This is a genomic window from Rhodococcus sp. NPDC019647 (assembly GCF_044389235.1).
In the GTDB taxonomy this organism is placed as follows: Bacteria; Actinomycetota; Actinomycetes; order Mycobacteriales; family Mycobacteriaceae; genus Rhodococcus_F; species Rhodococcus_F oxybenzonivorans.
In genome coordinates this window covers 112,870-136,501 of the sequence record NZ_JBIRXS010000004.1, presented here as the reverse complement: position 1 = coordinate 136,501, position 23,632 = coordinate 112,870, and the positions used below count along the sequence as shown (strand labels likewise).

The 23,632-nt window shown below is 65.9% G+C and carries 21 protein-coding genes and 1 pseudogene; 12 read left to right on the top strand and 10 right to left on the bottom strand.

The features are described from left to right. Positions 1–2: 2 nt before the first annotated feature. Complete coding sequence (locus ACH49N_RS10665) at positions 3–728, top strand: amino acid ABC transporter ATP-binding protein (RefSeq protein WP_109334636.1); 726 nt, start codon at positions 3–5, stop codon at positions 726–728. A gap of 70 nt (positions 729–798) precedes the next feature. Here ACH49N_RS10665 and ACH49N_RS10660 read toward each other — a convergent pair whose 3' ends face one another. Continuing rightward, the gene (locus tag ACH49N_RS10660; protein WP_358272540.1) at positions 799–1,482 is read right to left on the bottom strand and encodes a FadR/GntR family transcriptional regulator; all 684 of its coding nucleotides are present in this window, start codon (positions 1,480–1,482) and stop codon (positions 799–801) included. A 76-nt stretch (positions 1,483–1,558) separates the two neighbouring features. Between ACH49N_RS10660 and ACH49N_RS10655 the strand changes: the two genes are divergently transcribed. Genes ACH49N_RS10655 through ACH49N_RS10645 form a run of 3 tightly spaced genes read left to right on the top strand, consistent with a single transcriptional unit; the run spans position 1,559 to position 4,400 of the window. Beyond that, positions 1,559–2,311: a (Fe-S)-binding protein gene (locus ACH49N_RS10655; protein ID WP_358272542.1), complete on the top strand. Its 753-nt coding sequence runs from the start codon at positions 1,559–1,561 to the stop codon at positions 2,309–2,311. Further along, on the top strand, positions 2,308–3,786 hold the full coding sequence (locus ACH49N_RS10650; RefSeq protein WP_358272544.1) for a LutB/LldF family L-lactate oxidation iron-sulfur protein: 1,479 nt from the start codon (positions 2,308–2,310) through the stop codon (positions 3,784–3,786). The genes ACH49N_RS10655 and ACH49N_RS10650 overlap by 4 nt, the downstream gene beginning before the upstream one ends. Then, complete coding sequence (locus tag ACH49N_RS10645; protein WP_358272546.1) at positions 3,786–4,400, top strand: lactate utilization protein C; 615 nt, start codon at positions 3,786–3,788, stop codon at positions 4,398–4,400. The genes ACH49N_RS10650 and ACH49N_RS10645 overlap by 1 nt, the downstream gene beginning before the upstream one ends. 41 nt (positions 4,401–4,441) lie before the next feature. On the opposite strand, the gene ACH49N_RS10640 is transcribed toward ACH49N_RS10645, so the two are convergent. Together ACH49N_RS10640 and ACH49N_RS10635 are read right to left on the bottom strand one after the other, a co-directional pair. Next, the gene (locus tag ACH49N_RS10640) at positions 4,442–5,209 is read right to left on the bottom strand and encodes an alpha/beta hydrolase (protein ID WP_397504539.1); all 768 of its coding nucleotides are present in this window, start codon (positions 5,207–5,209) and stop codon (positions 4,442–4,444) included. A gap of 50 nt (positions 5,210–5,259) precedes the next feature. Continuing rightward, positions 5,260–6,276, bottom strand: a complete 1,017-nt coding sequence (locus tag ACH49N_RS10635) for a PHP domain-containing protein (RefSeq protein ID WP_358272548.1) — start codon at positions 6,274–6,276, stop codon at positions 5,260–5,262. 154 nt (positions 6,277–6,430) lie between these two features. Between ACH49N_RS10635 and ACH49N_RS10630 the strand changes: the two genes are divergently transcribed. After that, positions 6,431–8,500 (top strand): PhoX family phosphatase, encoded by a 2,070-nt coding sequence (locus ACH49N_RS10630; protein WP_358272549.1) that lies wholly within the window; start codon positions 6,431–6,433, stop codon positions 8,498–8,500. Between the two features lie 59 nt (positions 8,501–8,559). Here the strand turns inward: ACH49N_RS10630 and ACH49N_RS10625 are convergent, their stop codons facing one another. From ACH49N_RS10625 to ACH49N_RS10615, 3 genes are all read right to left on the bottom strand, one after another. Then, the gene (locus ACH49N_RS10625) at positions 8,560–9,306 is read right to left on the bottom strand and encodes a glycoside hydrolase family 25 protein (protein WP_358272551.1); all 747 of its coding nucleotides are present in this window, start codon (positions 9,304–9,306) and stop codon (positions 8,560–8,562) included. 73 nt (positions 9,307–9,379) lie between these two features. Then, positions 9,380–10,717 carry an amylo-alpha-1,6-glucosidase gene (locus ACH49N_RS10620; RefSeq protein WP_250777069.1) on the bottom strand — a complete coding sequence of 446 codons (1,338 nt, stop codon included), beginning with the start codon at positions 10,715–10,717 and terminating at the stop codon, positions 9,380–9,382. A 44-nt stretch (positions 10,718–10,761) separates the two neighbouring features. Next, positions 10,762–12,192, bottom strand: a complete 1,431-nt coding sequence (locus ACH49N_RS10615; protein ID WP_358272552.1) for an amino acid permease — start codon at positions 12,190–12,192, stop codon at positions 10,762–10,764. Positions 12,193–12,366: 174 nt separating this feature from the next. On the opposite strand from ACH49N_RS10615, the gene ACH49N_RS10610 reads away from it, so the two are divergent. The 7 genes and pseudogenes from ACH49N_RS10610 to ACH49N_RS10580 form a co-directional block, all read left to right on the top strand. Beyond that, positions 12,367–12,573, top strand: a complete 207-nt coding sequence (locus tag ACH49N_RS10610; RefSeq protein WP_208959951.1) for a heavy-metal-associated domain-containing protein — start codon at positions 12,367–12,369, stop codon at positions 12,571–12,573. A 33-nt stretch (positions 12,574–12,606) separates the two neighbouring features. Then, a complete protein-coding gene (locus tag ACH49N_RS10605; RefSeq protein ID WP_358272554.1) occupies positions 12,607–13,527 on the top strand; it encodes a hypothetical protein in 921 nt (306 codons plus the stop codon). Then, positions 13,527–15,788 carry a heavy metal translocating P-type ATPase gene (locus ACH49N_RS10600; protein WP_358272556.1) on the top strand — a complete coding sequence of 754 codons (2,262 nt, stop codon included), beginning with the start codon at positions 13,527–13,529 and terminating at the stop codon, positions 15,786–15,788. Before ACH49N_RS10605 ends, ACH49N_RS10600 begins: the two co-directional genes overlap by 1 nt. A gap of 2 nt (positions 15,789–15,790) precedes the next feature. Next, positions 15,791–16,108 (top strand): metal-sensitive transcriptional regulator, encoded by a 318-nt coding sequence (locus ACH49N_RS10595; protein ID WP_358272557.1) that lies wholly within the window; start codon positions 15,791–15,793, stop codon positions 16,106–16,108. A gap of 35 nt (positions 16,109–16,143) precedes the next feature. Further along, positions 16,144–18,207: a heavy metal translocating P-type ATPase gene (locus ACH49N_RS10590; RefSeq protein ID WP_358272559.1), complete on the top strand. Its 2,064-nt coding sequence runs from the start codon at positions 16,144–16,146 to the stop codon at positions 18,205–18,207. A gap of 190 nt (positions 18,208–18,397) precedes the next feature. After that, positions 18,398–19,009 (top strand): NAD(P)-dependent alcohol dehydrogenase, encoded by a 612-nt coding sequence (locus tag ACH49N_RS10585; RefSeq protein WP_397504537.1) that lies wholly within the window; start codon positions 18,398–18,400, stop codon positions 19,007–19,009. An 18-nt stretch (positions 19,010–19,027) separates the two neighbouring features. Then, a pseudogene (locus tag ACH49N_RS10580) lies at positions 19,028–19,429 on the top strand (zinc-binding dehydrogenase); the annotation flags it as partial. Between the two features lie 138 nt (positions 19,430–19,567). Here the strand turns inward: ACH49N_RS10580 and ACH49N_RS10575 are convergent. From ACH49N_RS10575 to ACH49N_RS10560, 4 genes are all read right to left on the bottom strand, one after another. After that, entirely contained in the window at positions 19,568–20,029 is a 462-nt protein-coding gene (locus tag ACH49N_RS10575) for a MaoC family dehydratase (protein WP_358272561.1), read from the bottom strand. A gap of 37 nt (positions 20,030–20,066) precedes the next feature. Beyond that, a complete protein-coding gene (locus tag ACH49N_RS10570; RefSeq protein WP_358272562.1) occupies positions 20,067–20,963 on the bottom strand; it encodes an SDR family oxidoreductase in 897 nt (298 codons plus the stop codon). Between the two features lie 113 nt (positions 20,964–21,076). After that, the gene (locus ACH49N_RS10565) at positions 21,077–22,675 is read right to left on the bottom strand and encodes an AMP-binding protein (RefSeq protein WP_397504536.1); all 1,599 of its coding nucleotides are present in this window, start codon (positions 22,673–22,675) and stop codon (positions 21,077–21,079) included. A gap of 26 nt (positions 22,676–22,701) precedes the next feature. Continuing rightward, positions 22,702–23,583, bottom strand: coding sequence for an amidohydrolase family protein (locus tag ACH49N_RS10560; RefSeq protein WP_358272563.1), 882 nt, complete (start codon positions 23,581–23,583; stop codon positions 22,702–22,704). Positions 23,584–23,632: the final 49 nt, after the last annotated feature.

Below are 23,632 nucleotides of genomic sequence, written 5' to 3'. Positions count from 1 at the left end.
CGATGGCCGTCTCTCTCACTGGCACCAACCTGCACCTCGCGTTCGGCACCAACAAGGTGCTCCGCGGCGTCGACATCCACGTCGACGCCGGGGACACCGTCACCGTGATCGGCCCGTCCGGTTCCGGAAAGTCCACCCTGCTCCGAGTGCTCAACCGCCTACACGAACCCGATCAGGGCGATATTTTGATCGACGGCAAGTCGGTGCTGAAAGACAATCCGGACACGTTGCGGCAGCAGATCGGCATGGTGTTCCAGCAGTTCAACCTGTTCCCGCACAAGACCGTCGTCGACAACATCGCACTCGGCCCGCGCAAGCTCAAAGGCTTGTCCAAGGAGGAGGCGCGGACGCTGGCGCTCGAACAGCTCGAGCTCGTGGGGCTGGCGCACAAGGCCGATTCGCGGCCGGGCAACCTGTCGGGCGGTCAGCAACAGCGGGTCGCGATCGCCCGGGCGCTGGCCATGAAACCCGAGGTGATGTTCTTCGACGAGGCCACCTCCGCGCTCGACCCCGAACTGGTGAAGGGGGTTCTCGCGTTGATGGCCGACCTCGCCAAGGGCGGCATGACCATGGTCGTGGTCACCCACGAGATGGGCTTCGCCCGTGAGGTGTCGGACACGGTGCTGTTCATGGATCACGGTGCTGTGGTCGAAACTGGTACGCCGGAGCAGCTTTTCGACAAACCGCAGACCGAGAGACTGCAGCAGTTCCTGTCCCAGGTGCTGTAGGCCGCTGCGCGGCTCGTGCGCCTTTCTGGTAGCTGGGACAACCAGAAAGGCGCACGGGCGGCGGAGCCGCCTATCGAATCAGCCCGTAGAACCCCTCGATGTGTTCGCGGACGAGGGTGGACGCCTTGGTACCGTGCCCGCGGCGTAGGGCGGTGACGATGGCGCGGTGCTCGCAGCGCAGGTTCTGCGCGACGTCGTTCCAGTCGTCGACCTGCGGGACGGCCTGCAAGACGTAGCCGGAAATCGATTCGCGGAGCGAAACCATCATGGCCTCGACGAGGACGTTGCCTGCGAGCGCGGCCATCGCGACGTGCAGATCGGCGTCGAGCCGGTGGAAGGCCTCCGGCGTCAGGGTTTCGTCGTCCATGGCGTCGAGTAGTGCATCGAGCCCCTGCAGGTCGAGTTCGCCTGCCCGTTCGGCAGCCTCCTGCACCGCCCACGACTCCAGCAGGATGCGTGTCTGGACGACGTCGCGGATCGGCAGAGTGTGCGTGGCCATGTGCAGTCGCAGGGCCACTCCGATGGACGCGGCGGGATCTGCCGCCACGATTGCCCCCGAGTCCGGACCCGAACCCACCGCCGTCCGGACGATGCCCATCGCCTCGAGCACTCGGATGGCCTCCCGGACGGAGGAGCGGCCGACGCCGAGCTCTTCGGCGAGCGCACGTTCGGCAGGCAATCGGCCGCCGACCACGAGTTTTCCGTCCGACAGATCCCGCTCGATCCGCTGCAGGACCACCTCGTGTGTACGCACAGTCGGAGTTTACCTGGTGTGGTCTGACCACAGTGCGCTACTGTGGTCAGACCACAGCCACCCGGTTGGAGGACCGATGAAGATCGCCTTGTTCGCTACGTGCCTGGCGGATGCCCTGTTTCCCGACTGCGCCACCGCCACCGTCCGGCTGCTCGAACGCCTCGGCCACCAGGTGGTGTTTCCGCCGAAGCAGACGTGCTGCGGGCAGATGCACATCAACACCGGTTACCAGGCCGAGGCGCTTCCGCTGGTCCGCCATCACGTCGAGGCGTTCGAGAGCGAACCCTGGGATGTGGCGGTCGCGCCGTCCGGTTCGTGTGTCGGGTCCGTCCGCCATCAGCATGCAATGGTTGCCCGCCGGTACGGGGACGAGTCCCTCGCCTCGCGTGCCGAGGATCTCGCTGCCCGGACATACGAGCTGTCGGAGCTGCTGGTCGACGTCCTGGGTGTCACCGACGTCGGCGCCTACTACCCGCATCGCGTCACCTACCACCCCACCTGCCACTCGCTCCGGATGTTGCGGGTGGGCGACAAACCCCTGCAACTGCTCCGCGCGGTTCGCGGAATGACGCTGATCGAACTTCCCGCCGCCGATTCCTGTTGCGGTTTCGGCGGAACCTTCGCCCTGAAGAATTCCGACACCTCGACGGCCATGCTCGCCGACAAGATGGGCAACGTGCTCCGCACCGGCGCCGAGGTGTGCAGCGCCGGCGACTCGTCCTGCCTGATGCACATCGGCGGCGGACTGTCCCGGCTACGCAGTGGAGTGCGCACCGTCCACCTCGCCGAGATCCTGGCGAGCACCGAGAAGATCGAGAGCAACGCATGACCACGTTCCTCGGCTCACCCACCTTCCATGCCGGCACCGGAAACATCCGGGGCACAGAATCATTCCCCGACGCAGCGCGGAAGTCACTCGCCGATACCCAACTGCGCGCCAACCTGGGGGCGGCAACCACCACCATCCGAAACAAGCGCATCGCCGCGGTCGCCGAGGTCGACGACTGGGAGGAGCTGCGCCGAGCGGGCAGTGCACTGAAGGCGCAGGTAATGTCCCGGCTGCCGGAACTGTTGGTGCAATTCGAGGAAAACGTCACCGCCCGTGGCGGAACCGTCCACTGGGCGCGCGACTCGGAAGAGGCCAATCGGATCATCACCGACCTCGTCCGCGCCACCGGATCCGACGAGGTCGTGAAGGTCAAGTCGATGGCCACCCAGGAGACGGGCCTGAACGAGTACCTCGAGGAGAACGGGATCGCGGCGATCGAGACGGACCTCGCCGAGCTGATCGTGCAACTCGGACACGACAAGCCGAGTCACATCCTGGTCCCCGCCATCCACCGCAATCGCGCCGAAATCCGCGAGATCTTCTTGAAGTCGATGCCGGACATCGATGCCGGCATCACCGACGATCCGCGGGCGCTGGCAATGGCCGCCCGGGCACACCTTCGGCGAAAGTTCCTCTCCGCCAAGGTCGCGATCAGTGGCGCGAACTTCGGTGTCGCCGAGACCGGAACCCTCGCGGTGGTGGAATCGGAGGGCAACGGACGGATGTGCCTCACCCTCCCCGACACCCTGATCACGCTGATGGGCATCGAGAAGCTGGTCCCGACGTTCACCGACCTCGAAGTCTTCATGCAACTGCTTCCCCGCTCGTCGACGGCCGAACGCATGAATCCCTACACCTCCATGTGGACCGGCGTTCATCCCGGTGACGGACCGCAGAACTTCCACGTCGTCCTGCTCGACAACGGCCGCACCAACGTTCTCGCCGACGACGTGGGACGCTCAGCCCTGCACTGCATTCGGTGCAGCGCCTGCCTGAACGTGTGCCCCGTCTACGAGCGAGCGGGCGGCCACGCCTACGGCTCCGTCCATCCCGGGCCGATCGGCGCGATCCTCAGCCCGCAACTCACCGGCACCACCGGCCACGACGACCCCAATGCCTCACTGCCCTATGCGTCGACACTGTGCGGTGCGTGCTTCGACGCTTGCCCCGTACGCATCGACATCCCGAGCATCCTGGTACATCTGCGGGCCGAGCAAGTCGATGCGGAACGGCACGGCCTCCCCGGCGGGCAGGACCTCGCGATGAAGGCCGCCGGGTTCGTGATGGGATCGGAGAAGCGGTTCGCCGCCGCCGAGACGGCGTCCAAGATCGGCCGAATGCTCGGCGGGAAGAAGGGACGCATCACGTCGCTGCCGTACCCGGGATCGAAGTGGACATCGAGCCGAGACCTGCCCGCCCCACCGAAGGAAACCTTCCGGCAGTGGTGGGCCCGCACCCACGAGGACACCGAATAATGCAAGCCCGCAACGCTATACTGGCCAGGATCCGCTCGGCGATCGCTGACGCACCCACTCCCGAACCTGTTCCCCGCTACTATAACCGGAAGCCGATGTCCGGTCCCGGAGACGTCGAGAAGTTCGCCCACACCGTCGACGACTACCGCGCACAGGTCCACCGCGCCGACGAGAGCACGGTCGCCGAGATCGTCACCGGGCTGATCGCAGAAGGAGCGCGCGCCGTCGTCCCAGCGGATCTGCCGGAGTCATGGCGACCACGACGTGGCGTCGTCGTCGACGACGGTGCACCCGCAGAATTGTCGACGCTCGAACTCGACGCGATCGACGTCGTCGTCACCGGGTGCACTCTGGGCATCGCGGCCACCGGGACAATAGTTCTCGACGGCGGCGTCGGTCAGGGCAGACGGGCACTGACCCTGGTCCCCGATCACCACATCTGCGTCATCCGTGCCGACCAGATCGTCGACACCGTGCCGCAGGCCTTCCACGCCCTCGACCCGACCAGGCCACTCACGTTCATCAGCGGCCCCAGCGCCACCAGCGACATCGAGCTCAACCGCGTCGAAGGCGTCCACGGCCCCCGCACCCTGGACGTCGTGATCGTGCGCTAACGCCTGTGCGCCTTTCTGGTTGCCGGGGCTACCAAAAAGGCTCACGGGGCGCGGAGCGCCCTCTCGGCGAGGGCCACGGTGGCGTCGACGATGGTGGCACCGCCGAACATCACGGCATCGTTGTGCCCCACCCCCGGCAGTGCCACCCGCTCGACCGGTCCGCGGGCAGCGTCGGCGACGCGTTTGCTGTGGTCGGGAGGCACGATGGTATCGGCCGTCCCGTAGACCACGGTGGTGGGCACGTCGACTCGGGCCACCGACTCCGCGACCGGGAATCGGTCGCGCAGCAGCAACCGGACCGGCAGGAATGGGTAGTGCCGGGCCCCGAGCGAGGCCAGGTCGACGAACGGTGATCGCAGCAGCATCCCCGCCGGCGGATGTTCGGTGGCGAGTTCGGTGACCACACCGGTGCCGAGGCTTTCACCGAAGTACAGCAACCGTTCGCGGGGCACCCGGCGCTCCTCGACCAGGTGCCGGTAGGCCGCACGGACGTCGAGTGCCAGTCCTTTCTCGCTGGGCTCACCCGGGTTGCCGCCGTACCCGCGGTAGTCGAAGAGCAGGGTGGCGAAACCGGCGTCCGCCAGGTCGGACGCCAGCAACGCCCGATCCGCCCTGTTACCCGCATTCCCGTTGGCGACGAGCACGGTCACCTCCCGGCTCGCACCGACCGGAGGCACGTACCAGGCGCCCAGCTCGAGGCCGTCCGACGTCGTCAGGGTGACGTCCTCGGCGCGGGTGAACAGCTGTAGGGCCGAGGGCACCGGGGCGGCGTCGGGGAAGTAGATCAGCTTTCGCTGCAACGCCCACATGGCAGCGATCAGCAACGCGGCGACCGTGAGCGCAATGAGCAGGCCACGAGTCAGTGCCGGTGGGATGAGCCGGTCCACGCCAGCAGCTCGGTCACGGGCAGAGTGTTGATCACGTTCGCCGGCTCGACGCCGCGTTCGGCGGCGCGTTCACAGGCGTAGCCCTGCCACGCGAGCTGACCGGTGCAGTGGGCGTCGGTGTCGACGGAGAACAGGCAGCCGCTCGCGAGCGCGAGATCGATCAGGCGGCCGGGCGGATCCCGCCGCTCGGGCCGGGCGTTGATCTCCACCGCTGTGCCGTGCTCGCGGCACGCGTCGAATACCCTCTCGGCATCGAACTTCGATTCGGGCCGTGTGCCCCTGTTTCCCGCGACGAGTCGTCCGGTGCAATGCCCCAGAACATCGACGTGTGGGGACTTGACCGCCTGCACCATCCGCTTCGTCATCGTGGCGCGGTCGCTGTCGAGGTGGGAGTGCACACTGGCGACGACGACATCGAGGTCCGCGAGCAGATCGTCGTCCTGGTCGAGGGACCCGTCGTCGAGGATGTCGACCTCGATGCCGGTGAGGACGCGGAACGGAGCGAGTTCCGCATTCAGTTCGGCGATCACGCTCAACTGGGCGAGCAGCCGCTCGGACGTCAGTCCGTTGGCGGCCGTCAGTCGCGCCGAGTGATCGGTCAGCGCGCAGTACTCGTGCCCCAGGGTGGCCGCCCGGCGCATCATTTCCTTGATCGGGCACCGGCCGTCCGACCAGTCCGAATGCGTGTGCAGGTCGCCGCGGAGGGCGTCGAGTAGTTCCATGCCGCCGAGTCCGATCGGCTCGGCGGAACTCCGCAGGTAGGTGAGATAGGGCGGCACCGACTCCGCGCACTCCCGGATGATCGCGGCGGCTTCGGCCCCGACGTCGGGTAGCGACTTCCAGTTGTCGCTCTGCTGGGCGGCTCGCTCCCGGGCCGACAGATTCGCGACCACGTCCGCGGCCCGCCGGAAAGCGGCAATCCGGTAGGTCTCGGCACGTGAGCGCTCGAGCCAGAACGCTATTTCCCGCAGCGCCTCCACCGGGTCCATCTCTCCATGGTGCACGGCCGACAGGCCGTCCGCCAGACGTAGAAGCAACGACTTAGGGTCGCCTCGTTCGTCGCCCGTTCACGCAGGCGTTCCCTTTCCCTTGCTTACGACTTCTACGGTGCCGAAGTTATTCCACTTCTAATCGGGAGCCACGGTGAGCTTGAAACCCCTCGCACTGTTCGTCACCCACGACGGAGTGTCGTCGCGCGCCGCCGTCACCTGCCAGTACAAGTGCGGAAACGCCTGCTCCCACGACGTGCCCAACGATTCACAGGGTGAGTACTTCCGCGACATCGCCCGCGCGGCACTCTCCCGGCGGGGCGTCCTGCGCGGTGCCGGGATGGCGGTGCTCGCCGTGGGTGCGGGCAGTGCGCTCGCAGCATGTTCGACCGACTCGGACAGCGGCGGTAGTTCGAGCACAGGGGGCTCGGGCAATGCCGCGCCGAACGGCACGAACTTCACGGCCGTGGCCCCGAACACCGAGGACGCCGTCGTCGTTCCCGACGGATACGAGCAGGCAGTCGTGATCGGCTGGGGTGACCCGGTCCTCGCCGGCGCACCCGCATTCGACTTCGACAATCAGACCGCGGCCGCGCAGGCGCAACAGTTCGGATACAACAACGACTTCGCCGGACTCCTCCCCGTCGACGGCCAGCCCGACACGTTCCTGTTGGTGGTCAATCACGAGTACAGCAGCGAACCGTTCATGTTCAAGGGGTACGACGCCGACAATCCGTCTCCCGAACAATTCCAGATCGCACTCGCCGCCCACGGACTGTCCGTGCTGCAGGTGAAGGGTGAGAGCGGCTCCGGCAAGCTCACGCCCGGATTCGGGCCCTACAACCGGCGCATCACCGCGACCACCGAGTTCGTCGTCACGGGGCCCGCGGCCGGCAGCGACTTCCTGAAGACGTCTGCCGATCCGACCGGCACCAAGGTCCTCGGCACCCTCAACAACTGCTCCGGCGGCCTCACGCCATGGGGCACGGTGCTGTCGGGTGAGGAGAACTTCAACCAGTACTTCGCGAACGCCGAACTGGTCACCGACCCGGTCGTCGCCGCACGCTTGAAGCGTTACGGACTGGAAGGTGCTGCCTCCGAACGTAAGTGGGAGCGTTTCGACCGCCGTTTCGACCTGACGCAGGACCCGAACGAGGTGAACCGCTTCGGGTACGTCGTCGAGGTGAACCCGTGGGATGCCGCGTCCGCGCCGGTCAAGCACACCGCACTCGGCCGGTTCAAGCACGAGGCCGCGACCATCCACGTCACCGACGACGGCACCGTGGTCGCCTACAGCGGGGACGACGAGCGTTTCGACTACATGTACAAGTTCGTTTCCAGCCGAAAGATGATGGACGGCAACAGCCAGGCGGCCGTGCGCCACAACATGACATTGCTCGACGCCGGCACACTGTACGTCGCCAAGTTCACCGGCAACTCCCCGGACGAGGTCGACGGCTCCGGCACGCTGCCGTCGAGCGGTTCCTTCGACGGCACCGGCGAGTGGATTCCGTTGCTCCGCACCGGTGAAGACGGCAGGGGCGAGTCCCTCGTCGACGGAATGAGCGCCGAGGAGGTCGCGGTTTTCACGCGCGAGGCGGGCGACAAGGTCGGTGCCACCAAGATGGACCGCCCCGAGGACTTCGAGCCGAACCCGAAGACGGGCAAAGTGTATGTGGCGCTGACCAACAACACCAAGCGAGGCGTCGACGGCGCTGCCGCCGCCGACGAGGCGAATCCCCGCAACAACAACAAGAACGGCCAGGTTCTCGAGCTCACCGACGACCACGCCGGCACGTCGTTCACCTGGAATCTGCTGCTCGTCTGCGGTGACCCGAAAGAAGCCGACACCTACTTCGGCGGGTTCGACAAGGAGAAGGTCAGCCCCATCTCGTGCCCCGACAACCTGGCGTTCGACGCGCACGGCAATCTGTGGATCTCCACCGACGGCAACGCGCTGAAATCGAACGACGGACTGTTCAGCGTCACCCTCGACGGCGCGAACCGCGGCGAAACCAAACAGTTCCTGTCGGTACCGAAGGGCGCCGAGACATGCGGGCCGATCGTCGACGAGGATCGGGTGGTCGTGTGCGTGCAGCACCCGGGTGAATCCGACGACGCCAGCGCCGACAACCCCGCCTCACACTGGCCCGACGGCGGGAGTTCGCAGCCGCGTCCCGCTGTCGTCGCCGTGTGGAAGTCGGGCGGCAGGTTCGGCGCCTGACCCCGGAGGTTGGCCCCGGGCGGCTCGACGAGGCGCCCGGGGTCAACCGACAGGTGTGCCTAACTGCCGAACGGCGACACACTGTTGGAGTACCGGGCGAAATCGCCCTGCGCTCCGCTGTAGACGTTGAGGTCGACGTTGCCGTTGACACCAGGGATGCGGCCGGTGCTGGTGTACTGCCAGAAGCTCCACGTGTTCCAGCCACCCGGAAGCGGTCCGGGGGCGTTCTGCCCGTTGTAATCGGCGATCCACAGGGGATACCCGGCGAATTCGTGGGTGTCGGCCATCGCCGTGCGCCAGAAGTTGGGATAGGTGTAGATGATCGGCTGACGTCCGGTGAGCGCCCGCACGGTGTTCAGGTAGCGGTGCGTCCAATCGATCAATGCGGCGGGCGGTAACCCACCGGAATGCTCGATGTCCAGTACCGGTGGCATGTCGCCGGGGCCGTTGATGCCCAGCACCACCGTCGAATAGAAGGCGGCCTGCGCTTCCGGTGACTGAGTGGGGTCGGCGTAGTGATAAGCGCCGCGGGACACCCCTGCCACCCGCATGGCCAGACAGTCCTGCACGAAGAACGGATTGACGTAATTCAAGCTCTCGGTGGCCTTCACCATTGCGAAGTCGTGGCCGGCGTTGCGGACGGCAAACCAGTCGATCGGCGAACCGCCCGGATGTTGCCAGGAAGCGACGTCGGGCCCCCTGACGGGTTCGGCGGCGGCAATCCCCGGCACCGCTGCTGCAACAGCCCCCGCGACGAGAAGTGGTGCGATTTTGGACAGCTTTCGGACGTTCTCCCCGATATCCATGCGCCCGAGGTTAGCGCTTCGCGCCTGTGAGTACTTGTTAACCGCGGAGTGTTAATAAGTACTCACGGCTGGGTCAGCCCAACCAGTCCAGCACCGCGGCGGCGGTCCACGACTGCTGCATGCTGCCCAGGGGTTCGCCCGTGAACGGTTCGTAGTACTCGGCGAAGCTGCCGTCGCTGGCCTGTCGCAAGCCTTCGGACCGAAGCATGTGCGAACGTTCCGCCCACCCGCGCCGTGCGAAAGCCCAAGAGAACAGCCAGGTCATCACCGGCCACACCGGACCGCGCCAGTATTCACGGGACCGGAAGTCGCGCGACACCGGGGATGTCGACGGCGGCACCGCATACCGGAGATCGGGGTGTCCGCAGAATTTCGGACCCTCGAAGGTGCGCAACAGGGCTCGCTCGGCGTCCCGGCTCAAACCTCCGCACAGCAGCGGCGAGAACATGGCGAGGGTTTCGGTGGAAATCCACTTTCCGCTCCGCAGGTCGAAGTCCCGTGCGGCGCCGGACCGTTCATCGGTGGTGGTGAGCACGCCCTGGCGGAAGCGTCCGGCCCAGCCGTGCAGCTCCCGCACGTCGGAATTCGGCATCGAGTGCTCCTCACCGATGGTGGCGAGGACTTCGCATGCCATCGAGAAGACCGCGCTGACGAACACGTCCTCGACGGCGAAACTCATGGCGGTGGCCAGTTCTTCGTCGTCGTAGCGGACGCTCTTCATTTCCTCGAGCAGCCACAGGTAGCGGTCGTACTCGCCGTTGGACGGACGCTGCGACGTGTCCGCGACGACGGTCAGATCCTCCCGCAAGTACTTCGGCATCGTCCCGGTCACCACGTTGGCGTACGAGCGGTCCCAGCGCGGCGAGTTGTCCATGCCCGACTCCCAGCCGTGGAACAGGGCGATCCGGCCGTTGCCGTCGAGGTCGCGCGCGTGGGCCAGCCAGCGGTGCCAGCGGACGAGGTCGGGCCAGCGACGGTCGAGGAATTCCTCGGCCACGGCGCGGGTGGTGCGCCCGTGCCGGCGTGAATGGTCGAGGATGCGCTGGACGGCGATGGCATGGACCGGTGGTTGCGTGATGCCGGACGTCTGCGGCCCGTTCGGGGCGTGCGCCGCGAGCGTCGCGGTCTCCCACCTGGCCGGCCCGGGAAAGTAACCGTCCACCCCGTTCGCGAACACGATGTGCGGAATCATCCCGTTCTTCCATTGCGCCGACAGCAGGGTGTCGAGTTCGACGACGGCTCGTTCGACGCTCAGCGGCGCCAGTCCGACAGCAACGAACGCTGCGTCCCAGCTCCACATGTGTGGGTACAGGCGTGGCGCCGCGCTGGTCATCGTGCCCAGGTCGTTGCCGCGAAGCAGATACGCAGCACGCGCTGCGAGCTGTGTCGGGGTAAATCCGGGGTCCGCCATCGCACCATTGTGCTGCGGGTTCCGTCGGATTGCGCGTCGTCGGGCTATGAAGCCGGTGACACCGGTTCGCTGGACTCGAGTTTCGAGTGCGTCCGGGAGTAGAAGAAGTACACGAGGAGGCCCAGAAGCAGCCAGATTCCGAATCGCAGCCAGGTCTCCCAGGGGAGGGAGAGGATGAGCCACCCGGAGAAGACCACACCGATGATGGGCACCACCGGCATGAACGGCAACCGGAAGGAGCGGGGCACCTCTGGGCGGGTATGCCGTAGGACGGCCACGGCGATGCAGACGACGATGAAGGCCGACAGGATGCCGATGTTGGTCAGCTCAGCCACCGTGTTGATGGGCAGGAAGCCGGCCATCAGTGCGGAGCCGATGCCCACGATCCAGGTGACCCGAGTGGGCACCTTCCGCACCGGATGGGTCTTGGCGAACCATTCGGGCAGCAGGCCGTCCCGGCTCATCGCGAACCACACCCGGGTCACGCCGAGCATGAAGGTGAGCACCACGGTGATGATGCCGACGATGGCGCCGACAGCGATGATGTTCGCGACTCCGGGCATCCCGACGGATTCGAATGCGGTGGAGAATCCGCTGTCAGGGCTGATCTCGGTGTACTTCTGCATTCCGGTGAGCACCAGGGTCGCGAGCACGTACAGGACCATCGCGATGCCGAGCGAGTACAGGATCGCCTTGGGCAGGTGCTTCTTCGCTTCCTTCGACTCCTCGGCGGCGGTGCTCATCGCGTCGTAGCCGAAGACGGCGAAGAACACGGTCGCCGCTCCGGTCATCACCGCGGCGGTGCCGAACGGGAAGTAGGGGGTGTAGTTTGCGCTGTCGATGTGGAACACGCCGAGCACGATGATCAGCACGACGAGCACCACCTTAATCGTGACCGCGACCGTCTCGAATCGCCCGACACTCTTGATGCCACGGGAGAGCACCCAGGCCGTGCCGAGGCAGAACAACGCGGCGAAGACGTCGAAGACGTGACCCTCACCGGTGCCGAGTGCACCCATCATCCAGTCGGGCAGGGAAATGCCGATCTGCTCGAGTAGGAATCGGAAGTACCCGGACACGCCGATCGCGACAACCGCGGCGACCGCCACGTACTCGAGGAGCAGATCCCAGCCGATGAACCAGCCGACTATTTCACCGAGGGCGACGTACCCGTAGGTGTAGGCGGAACCCGCCTTGGGGATCATGCCCGCGAATTCGGCGTAACAGAGCGCGGCGGCGGCGCTGGCGATTCCCGCGATCAGGAAGGAGATCAACACGGCCGGCCCGGTCACCGAGTGCGCGACGGATCCGGCGAGGGAGAACACCCCGGCACCGATGATGCCGCCTACCCCGATCGCGGTGAGCTGCCACAACCCGAGCGATTTGGCCAGTCGCTCGTCGACAGGCGTGTCCTCCTCGATCTCCTCGAGCGGTTTGCGGCGCAGCAGTTGGGTTCGCAACGTGACGAGTGACATCGCCGGCTTCCTTTCCCGGTGGCGCGAGACTCAGGTGAGAACAACTCAATACCTTCTGCGACCGACGTGTGACGGAAAACGCCGAACCCGGCGACACGGGACCTTGCGCAAATACGGTAGGGGGGTATGGTAGCTAGCAGTCCGACATCGAGAGTCCAGAGAGAAAGGCAACCCGTGAGCACTTCGACCGTGATCGTCACCGGAATGACCTGCAACCATTGCGTCGCCTCAGTGAGCGAAGAAATCGGCGCCATTCCCGGAGTCACCTCCGTAGACGTCGACCTCGCCACCGGCAAGGTCGTCATCGACAGCACCACCGACCTCGATCCGCGCGCCGTCACCGACGCCGTAGAAGAGGCCGGATATTCCGTGGCCGGCTGAGTCGCCGCCCACCTCTCCGCAGGAGCAACCATCATGAACGCCACCGGTAAGTTCGCCGGTTTCACTCTCGGTCTCGTCGCCGTCTTCGCTGCCGCGACGGGAGTGGGAGCGGTGGTCGGACCGGACATCGACGAACCCGCAGCGCACGCCGCCGACGACCCCGGACACGGTTCGGCCGCCGACGACGCCGGAGGCCACGACACCGAAGGCCACCCGGAAGCCGCGGACGCGACACCGAAGGGACTGCACTCCACGCAGGACGGCTACACCCTGGAACTGGCGTCGCCGATCGCCACCACCGGCACCGACGTCCCCGTGCAGTTCCGCGTCCTCGACCACACGGGGACTCCCGTGACGCGATACGCCGACCAGCATGAGAAGCAGCTGCACCTCATTGCCGTGCGCCGCGATCTGACCGGTTACCAGCACGTTCACCCGACCCTCGACCAGTCGGGCACGTGGAGCGTCTCACTCGATCTGGCCCGGGCGGGTGACTACCGGGTGTTCGCCGACTTCATGCCTGCGGGCGGGGACGCGCTGACCCTCGGTACCGACCTGCGGGTCGCCGGCAGCTACGACCCGCAGTCCCTGCCTCCGACGGAGACGACGACCACCGTCGACGGCTACACCGTCACCCTCGACGGCACCCTCGAACCCGGACAGACCTCGACCGTGACCCTCGCGGTCAGTCGTGACGGATCGCCGGTCACCGACCTGCAGCCCTACCTCGGCGCCTATGGCCACCTGGTCGCGCTTCGCACCGCTGACCTCGGCTATCTACACGTGCACCCAGAGGGACATCCCGGGGATGGCGTGACGCCCGCGGGGCCCGGAATCGACTTCGCGGTCACCGCACCCAGCGCCGGCGAGTACCGCTTGTTCCTCGACTTCCAGCATGCCGGGGCGGTCCACACCGCCGAGTTCACGGTCTCCGCACATTCCGAGGAGGAGTGATGACCCGCACCACCGACGTTCCCGCGCTTGCGGGCTCCCAGGTCGAGTTGTCGATCGGCGGAATGACGTGTGCGTCGTGCGCCAACCGCATCGAGCGCAAGCTCAACAAGCTCGACGGGGTGACCGCCACCGTCAACTACGCCACCGAGAAGGCACGGGTGCACTACTCGGCCGACGTGTCCCCCGACGACCTGGTGAGCACGGTGGAACAGGCCGGGTACACGGCTCACCTGCCCGAGGCCGGGCGACCCGTCGTGGAGGAGGACGACCCCGCCGCGAGCCTGCGACAGCGGCTCCTGGTTTCGGCCGCGTTGACCGTTCCGGTCATTGCGATGGCGATGGTCCCGGTCCTGCAGTTCACCAACTGGCAGTGGCTCTCCCTCACGCTCGCCGCACCGGTCGTGGTCTGGGGTGCGTGGCCCTTCCACCAAGCCGCCTGGACCAATCTCCGGCACGGCACCGCGACCATGGACACCCTGGTGTCGATGGGCACGCTCGCCGCGTTCGGCTGGTCGCTGTACGCATTGTTCTGGGGAACGGCCGGAATGCCGGGCATGACACACCCCTTCGAGCTGACGATCGCGCGCATCGACGGTAGCGGCAACATCTATCTCGAAGCCGCCGCCGGTGTCACCACCTTCATCCTCGCCGGCCGCTACTTCGAGGCCCGCGCCAAACGCCGGGCAGGCGCAGCGCTGCGGGCACTGCTGGAGATGGGCGCCAAGGAAGTATCGGTGCTGCGCAACGGAGTCGAACAATTGATCAGCGTCGACAAGCTGGCCGTGGGCGACCGCTTCGTGGTTCGTCCCGGTGAGAAGATCGCCACCGACGGCGTCGTCATCGAGGGATCTTCCGCCGTCGACGCGTCGATGCTGACCGGGGAGTCGGTGCCCGCGGAAGTGGAGCCCGATTCCGAGGTCGCGGGGGCCACCGTGAACGTCGGGGGCCGAATCGTGGTCGAGGCCAGCCGGATCGGCTCCGACACCCAACTGGCCCAGATGGCGGAAATGGTCGAGGACGCCCAGACCGGCAAAGCGCAGGTGCAGCGGCTGGCAGACCGGATCTCCGGAATCTTCGTGCCGATCGTGATCGCGCTGTCAGTGGCGACGCTGGGATTCTGGATCGGTACCGGCGGCTCCGTCGCTGCAGCCTTCACGGCCGCGGTCGCCGTCCTGATCATCGCGTGCCCGTGCGCCCTCGGCCTTGCGACTCCGACCGCCCTGATGGTGGGCACCGGACGCGGCGCACAGCTGGGAATACTCATCAAGGGCCCGGAGGTGCTGGAATCCACCCGCCGCGTCGACACCGTCGTGCTCGACAAGACCGGCACCGTCACCACCGGCACGATGTCGCTGCACGACGTAGTGACCGACGGAAGCACGGATGAGAACACGGTCCTGCGGTACGCGGGAGCCTTGGAAGATGCCTCGGAGCATCCCATCGCCCGTGCCGTCGCACGCGCCGCGCGGGACCGACTCGGCACGTTGCCGGAGGTCGAGCAGTTCGCCAACATCGAGGGACTCGGCGTTCAGGGTGTCATTGACGGACATGCGGTGGTCATCGGACGACCGACGTTGCTCCGTGATTGGTCACTGCACCTTCCCGCCGCGCTCCGCGAGGTGGTGGACGCGGCGGAAGCGAAGGGCCGCACCGCGGTCGGGATCGGCTGGGACGGTGAGGCCCGCGGTGTGCTGGTAGTCGCCGACTCCGTGAAACCGACCTCCCGCGAGGCAGTGTCACAGTTCCGCCGACTTGATCTGACCCCGATCATGCTGACCGGCGACAACGAATCGGCAGCACGGGCCATCGCCGCCCAGGTCGGCATCGACGAGGTGATCGCGGAAGTCCTTCCCCAGGACAAGCTCGATGTGGTGAAACGACTGCAGGCCGAAGGGAAAGTGGTCGCGATGGTCGGCGACGGTGTCAACGACGCCGCCGCCCTCACCCAGGCCGACCTGGGGCTGGCCATGGGCACCGGAACCGATGTCGCGATCGAGGCCAGCGACCTCACCCTCGTACGCGGGGATCTACGGGCCGCCGCCGACGCGATTCGCCTGTCCCGCAGAACATTGAGCACCATCAAGGGCAATCTCTTCTGGGCCTTCGCCTACAACGTGGCCGCACTGCCCTTGGCCGCTGCCGGCCTGCTCAACCCGATGCTGGCCGGCGCCGCGATGGCGTTCTCCTCGGTGTTCGTCGTCAGCAACAGCTTACGACTGCGCCGATTCCAACCACTCACCTCCGACCCGAAAGAGCGATGACCATGGCTCCCGTAGATACCCCGCACGACGAGCATGCCGGACACGGCTACATCAGCGGAAAGGACGAGTACCTCAAGCGGTTACGCCGGATCGAGGGCCAGGCCCGCGGTCTTCAGCGGATGGTCGAGGACGAGAAATACTGCATCGACATCCTCACCCAGGTTTCCGCGATGACCAAGGCGCTGCAAGCCGTGGCGCTCGGTCTGCTCGACGACCACATCAGCCACTGCGTCGTCGACGCCGCCGTCGCAGGCGGGCCGGAGGCCGAAGCGAAGATCAAGGAAGCCACCGACGCCATCGCACGCCTGGTGCGTTCCTGACAACCGAAAAGAGCACAGCTTCCAAGGGAGCCGCCATGTCTCACCAACATCAACAAGAAGCGCACGTCGGGCACGACACTCACCAGGAACACGGTGACCGGCACGCCGGACACGGGGCGCACGGCGAGATGTTCCGGGAGAAGTTCTGGGTCAGCCTTCTGCTGTCGGTGCCGGTGGTGGCGTTCAGCCACATGTTCGCCGACCTCCTCGGCTACACGGTTCCCGACTTCCCGGGAGCGTCTTGGATTCCCCCCGTCCTCGGCACCGCAATCTTCGTCTACGGCGGCGCCCCATTTCTCACCGGCGGCTGGGCCGAGCTGAAGTCGCGCCGGCCCGGCATGATGCTGTTGATCAGCATGGCCATCACGGTGGCGTTTCTGGCGTCCTGGGTGACGACACTGGGACTGGGTGGGTTCAACCTCGACTTCTGGTGGGAACTGGCGCTTCTCATCGTCATCATGCTGCTCGGCCATTGGCTGGAGATGCGGGCCCTCGGCTCGGCGTCCGGCGCGCTCGACGCGCTCGCGGCGCTCCTTCCGGACACCGCCGACAAGGTGACCGATGACGGAATCACCGAAGTGCCCGTCTCCGAATTGTCGGCGGGTGACCTGGTTCTGGTGCGCGCAGGCGCCCGCGTCCCCGCCGACGGCACCGTGGCGGACGGGCAGGCAGAGGTCGACGAGTCGATGATCACCGGCGAATCCGCCCCTGTCCTCCGCACCACCGGCGACAGGGTCGTGGCCGGAACCGTCGCCACGGACAGCGCCCTCCGTGTCCACGTCGACGCCGTGGGGGCAGACACCGCACTCGCCGGAATTCAGCGTCTCGTCGCCGACGCCCAGGCCTCGTCGTCCCGCGCCCAGGCCCTCGCGGATCGTGCCGCGGCGTTTCTCTTCTACTTCGCCTCGCTCGCCGGCGTTTTCACCTTTCTGGTGTGGTCGCTTCTCGGGAACGTGGACGAAGCGGTCGTGCGCACGGTAACCGTTCTGGTGATCGCCTGCCCGCATGCCCTCGGTCTGGCCATCCCCCTCGTCATCGCGATCTCCACTGAACGCGCCGCGAAGGCCGGTGTGCTGGTGAAAGACCGCCTCGCGCTCGAGCGCATGCGGAATGTGGACGTCGTGCTGTTCGACAAGACCGGCACGCTGACGCAGGCCAGGCATGCGGTCACCGGAGTCGTCGCCGTCGCCGGCACCACGGAGAACGAACTGCTCGCTCTGGCAGCAGCGGTCGAGGCAGACAGCGAGCATCCCGTGGCCCGCGCCATCGTCACCGAAGCAGCCGCCCGGGTACCCGCGAACATGCATACCGCCGCGTCACAATTCCGTTCGGACCCCGGCCGGGGAGTGCGCGCGGTCGTCGACGACCATCGGGTCGCGGTGGGTGGACCGGCCATGCTCGCAGGACTCGATATCGTTGCCCCGGAATCGATTACACGCACTACCACGGGATGGATCGATCGAGGCGCGGCCGTACTCCACGTGGTCCGCGACGGGGCGGTTCTGGGAGCGCTCGCGCTGGAGGACGCCGTCCGCCCGGAGTCGCGGCAGGCGGTCGACGCACTGCACGCCCGCGGTGTGAAGGTCGCGATGATCACCGGCGACGCCCGGCAGGTGGCGGACGCCGTGGCGGCCGACCTCGGCATCGACGAAACCCTCGCCGACGTATTGCCCGAGAACAAAGACGCCGAAGTCGCTGCACTGCAACAGCGGGGACATCGGGTGGCGATGGTCGGGGACGGTGTCAACGACGCACCGGCGCTCGCCCGGGCCGATGTGGGTGTCGCCATCGGCGCGGGAACGGATGTCGCTATCGAATCTGCCGGTGTCGTCCTGGCCGCCGACGACCCCCGAGCGGTGCTGTCGATCATCGACCTCTCCCGCGCCAGCTACCGCAAGATGTGGCAGAACCTGGTGTGGGCAACCGGATACAACATCATCGCCGTCCCACTGGCCGCGGGTGTGCTCGCCTTCGCCGGTGTCGCAATCTCACCGGCAGTGGCCGCGATCCTGATGTCCGTGTCCACCGTCGTCGTGGCGCTCAACGCCCAGCTACTGCGACGGCTCGACCTCGACCCACGACGACTGGGGCGGTCCTGATCCGAAACGCATGTCCGAGAGGGAGATCGGCTCGCTTGTGCCGGTCCGATCGTACCCTCTCGAGGCGGCTCCTTGACGTAGTCAGACCGCGACGAAGTGCTGTTCCCGGCGCGCGGTCGCGCTCCTATGGTGATTGAAAGAATCGTCCGCGGAGACTACCGCTGATTGCGTGGAAACCTCGCCACTCGGCATGTTTCCAGAAGGGAGTGCCGTGACCGTCACCGCGATGCAAGTTCGCCGAGGTGGAGGCCTCGACAACATCGCTCGAATCGAACTGCCGACACGGTCCCCGGGGCCCGGAGAAGTACGGGTTCGGGTGCATGCCAGTTCGCTCAACTTCCACGATTTTGCAGTCGTCAGTGGTATCAGCGGCCCCAGCGAGGATCGAATCCCCCTCTCCGATGGTGCCGGTGTCGTCCTCGAGGTCGGTCCTGGTGTCTCCGGCTTGGAGGCGGGAGACAACGTCGTAAGCACTTTCTTCCCAGGTTGGTCGGATGGACGACCGATGGTGAATGGCTTCGATACAGTTCCCGGTGATGGGATCGATGGGTTCGCCCGTGCAGAGGTCACGATGCCTGCAGCGGCCTTCACACGCGCGCCACACCGATACAGTCACGCCGAGGCCGCCACGCTTACTACCGCGGGCGTGACCGCATGGCGGGCCTTGTTCACCGAGGGCAACCTGCGCCCGGGTGAGACCGTACTCGTACAAGGAACCGGGGGCGTCTCCATATTTGCCCTACAATTCGCCAAACTCGTCGGCGCATCTGTCATTGCCACAACGTCTACCACCGACAAATAGGCCCGACTCACCCAGCTCGGCGCCGATCACGTCATCAACTACCGGTCGACACCGGAGTGGGGTGCGGAGGTCCGCAAGCTCACCGGTGGCCGCGGGGTCGACCACGTAATCGAGGTCGGAGGAGCCCGAACTCTCGAACAATCTATTATCGCCGTTGCCACGGGCGGAAAGGTTGCGCTGATCGGTGTCCTCAGCGGGGTGGAAGCCTCCATTCCGCTCGGGTTGGCACTCGCCCGGCAAGTACGAATCCGGGCTCTCCTCGTGGGAAGCCGGCGCGATCAACTCGATATGATCGGTGCACTCGACAAATCGAGTCTCACACCAATTGTGGACACGACCTTCGAACTCCCCGACCTGGCCGGTGCATTCGAGCACCAAGCGGCCGGCCGTCACTTCGGCAAGATTTGCATCACCATCTGACCTCCCGAAGCTGCACCAGACACTCCCGTCGTACCGAGGCAACGGTATAGACGTCACTGGTGAGACGCGGGATCACCGCGCCTCACCAGTGCACGCCGCGCAGACAACACGGCGTTGGAAGCGTCCAGCGACCGCGCCCTACGGGTACTGGCGAACCAAGATAGTGGCGATGCACGCGGGTTTGGTGCCGCCTTCGATTTCGAAGGTCATCGTCACCGTGAGTTGGATACCGCCCGCGACATCGGTGACCGAATCGAGGACGACTCCGGCGCGGACTTTGCTGCCGACGGGAACTGGTGCGGGGAAGCGGACCCGATCACACCCGTAGTTCACGCCCATGCTGAACCCTGACAGCTCGAGCACCTGCGGCAACAGGAGTGGAACCAGGGACAGCGTCAGGTATCCGTGCGCGATGGGACCACCGAACGGACCTTCCTTGGCGCGCTCGGGATCGACATGAAGCCATTGGTGATCCCCCGTGGCGTCGGCGAACTGATTGACACTTTCTTGGGTGATCTCCATCCAGTCGCTGTACCCGAGCAACTCACCGGTGGGGAGGGATTTCACCCCGTCGACACCGTTGACGGTCGTGGCACTCATAGTGGACTCTCTTTCGAATCGGGGAAGGGTGGCCGTGCTAGAAGTTCAACGGCTTCGGTGCATAGTCCTGCAGATTCGACACCAGCGCGGTGGAGAAGGCCTCCTCGACGGTGCGCGGGTTCCACCCCCCGGCGGAGAACTGTTCGTGCACCTCGGAGGGATGAGTCCACAACGCTATCCGGTCACCACCGACCGCGATGGCCTGCCCTGTGACATGTGCCGATGCCTTCGACGCCAGGTACACCACCAGCGGGGAGACATCGTCGGGTGTGCCGAGTCCAACGCGGCGTGCCTTCTCCGGAATCGGCTCGCCCGCTTCTGCCTTCTCCACAAGTTCGCCGAGACCCGGGATAGTGGCGACCATGCGAGTCAGGGCGGTGGGGATGATCGCGTTGACGGTCACGTCGAGCTTCTTGCATTCGGCAGCCCACGTACGCATCATCGCCACGATGGCCCCCTTGGAAGCCGAGTACGCGGTCTGGCCGAAGCTGGCCCGCTGGCCGGCAGGGGAACCGACGAGTATCAGCCGCCCACCCTCGCCCTGCTGCCGGAACTGATCAACGGCAGCCCGTCCACACGTGAAGGTGCCACGAAGGTGGCTGCCCACGACAAGATCGAAGTCCTCGTCAGTGGTATTGCGCAGCGTCTTGTCTCGGAGTGCCCCGGCGTTGGTGACCATGACGTCGAGTCGCCCGAATTCGGATACTGCCCGCTGAACCAGTGCGTCCGCCACATCGGAAGTGCCAACCGGGGCAACCTCCGCCACGGCGTGCCCGCCCTTCGACACAATGCTCTCGACGGTGTCCTTGGCGACGTCCCCATCGAGGTCGTTGACGACGACCGCAGCACCGGCCGCGGCGAGCCCGTGGGCATACGCCCGGCCGAGTCCGCGGCCGGAACCGGTGACAATTGCGACTGTTCCCTGCAAACTCATTTTCACTCCTTCGCAGCCGTCGGCTGCGGTTCTCGTATCATCGATCGGCTTGTTTGGCCGAAAGTGCTGATTTCCGTTGTCGTGCTGTGGATTCAGCGACAGAGGAATTATGGTTACTGCGCTGACATCATTGTTACTTGCTGCTTGGCCCAGGATATTTCGATCTTGCCGGTCGGTGTTCGCGGTAGGCGGTCGAGGAGGACAACCGTGCGCGGCACTTTATATCCGGCGAGTTCCTGCCGAACCCAGTTCTGCAGGTCCTCCTCGGTGACTGTGCTCGCGGCATCGACGGCGACGACGGCTGCGACTTGTTCACCCCACTTCGGGTCCGGTGCGCCGACAACGACGCAGTCTCGGACGTCTGGATGGGTGAGCAGTACGTCCTCGACCTCCTGGGGATGTACCTTCTCGCCACCGGTATTGATCACCCCGGATTGGCGTCCGAGGAATCGGATGGAGCCGTCCTGGTGCACCTCCACGAAGTCTCCTGGAAGGGCGTACCGGACCCCATCGATCACGCGGAAGGTCAGCGCCGTCTTGCCGTCATCCTTGTAGTAGCCGAGGGGGGAGGGGCCGCTGTAGGCGAGGACACCGGTTGTTCCGCTGCCCGGTAGCACCTCGTTGTCGTGCTCGTCGAAAACCTTCGTCGCCGGCACCGGAAAGAAATTGGCGGGTAGGTCGTCGACCGAGGACGTGGTCGCGAATACGAACGGTCCGCCCTCGCTCGAGCCGATCGCGTCGATGATCGTGACGTCGGCCCGCTCGTGAAGCGCATGTTTGAGATGATCGCTGAACGCGGTGCCCGAACTGAGCACGGTGTGCAAGTTGCTCAGATCATAGGGGCATCCATCGGTTTCGGACCGGATGAGCTCGTCAATCAGCGGCGAACAGACGGCATTGCCCGCGACAATGATCGTTTTGACGTGCTTGTCCTGCACGATCGACCACACCCGGGAGGGGTCCAGCCCGCCCGGGTCCGCGAGCACCACGGTTCCCCCCAGCAGCATCGTGCCGATCGTATTGAACAGACCGGTGGCGTGCATGAGCGGCACGACCGGCATGGTGACCGGGACCATCCCGCGAACGCTTGCCTCTCGGGCGGCGTCGACGGCGTCGGCGATCGTGGTGGGCAGGTCACGCCCAACCGGCCGATAGACGGGCACTGCCAGTGAATGCAGAAGGTCCCGGTGTCGCCAAATCACCCCTTTAGGGCGACCGGTGGTGCCTCCGGTGTACATGAACAAGGTGTCGGTCCCCGGCCTCGGCGCCTGCGGAAGTGGTGGGTGAGCGGCGATTACCCCGTTCAAGTCATCACCCGCGGCAATCCCCACCGCCTTTCCGCCGGCGCGCAGGGCCACGGCCAGCGTGGGGACAGCGTCGACGATACCGTCGACATTGGCTGCCAGCTGATCGCTGTAGACCAGGGCGCGAGCATCCGCGTCGGTGAGCAACGAGGCCAGTTCGGAACCGGTGTACCGGTAGTTGGCGTTGACCGGGACCGCCCCGATCTTGAACGCGGCGAACACCGTCTCGAGGTACGCGGCACTGTTGTAGAGGTAGCACGCGACGGTGTCGCCGGCGGCCACACCGGATTGCTGCAGAGCCGTCGCGAGCCTGGCTGACCGCTCCTCGAATTGGGCGTAGGTGTACTCGCTGTCCGGTGTGGAGATGGCGATGCGGTCGGGCACGGCTTCTGCGACGGCCTCGAGGATCGAGCCAAAACTGACGTCGATGGTCCTCAGCCCCTTTCCTTCTCGGGGCCGTTGAGACCGAACAGGCGGATGGCGTTTTCCTTGAGCACCAGGGGTCGAACTTCATCCTTGATCGGCAGTTTTTCGAAGTCCTTCAGCCACCGGTCGGGGGTGATCGCCGGGAAGTCGGACCCGAACAGCACCTTCCGCTTCAGCAGTGAATTGACCTGGGCCACCAGATTCTCCGGGAAGTACTTCGGCGACCACCCGGACAGATCGATGTAGACCTGCGGCTTGTGACCGGCCACCGCCAATGCCTCGTCCTGCCAGGGGAACGAAGGATGCGCGATGATGATCGGCATATCGGGAAAATCCACCGCGACGTCGTCGAGAAACAGCGGGTTGCTGTACTTGAGTCGGATCCCACCGCCGCCGCGCTGGCCTGCTCCGACACCGGTCTGGCCGCTGTGGAACAGCGCCGGCAGCCCTGCTTCGGCGATCACCTCGTAGAGGGGGTACGCGCTGCGGTCGTTCGGGTAGAACGCCTGCTCGCTGGGATGGAATTTGAAGCCGCGCACCTTGTGCTCGTCGATCAGTCGCTTCGCCCACTTCACGCCCGCGGCACCCCGACCGGGATCGACACTGGCAAACGGCAGCAGCACGTCCGCGTTCTCGGCTGCGAGCTCGGCGATCTCTTCATTGGACACCCGCGGTTCGCGCCCGGACCGGACGGGGCTGTCGACGGTGAACACCACTGCCGCCATGTTGCGCTCACGGTAGTAATCGGCCAGCTCGGGAACGGTGAGTTCGGGCATATCACCGAAGACGTTCGCGATTTCGGACGCGCCACCGCCGTCGGAGGCCGGTGTGCGCGTCGACGCCAACACGTGAGTGTGCACGTCGACGGCGACCAGTGTTTCGGTGTTCATGCGGATCCTGTTCGTTGTGGTGAAATACGCTCGCTCGCAGCGGGCAAAA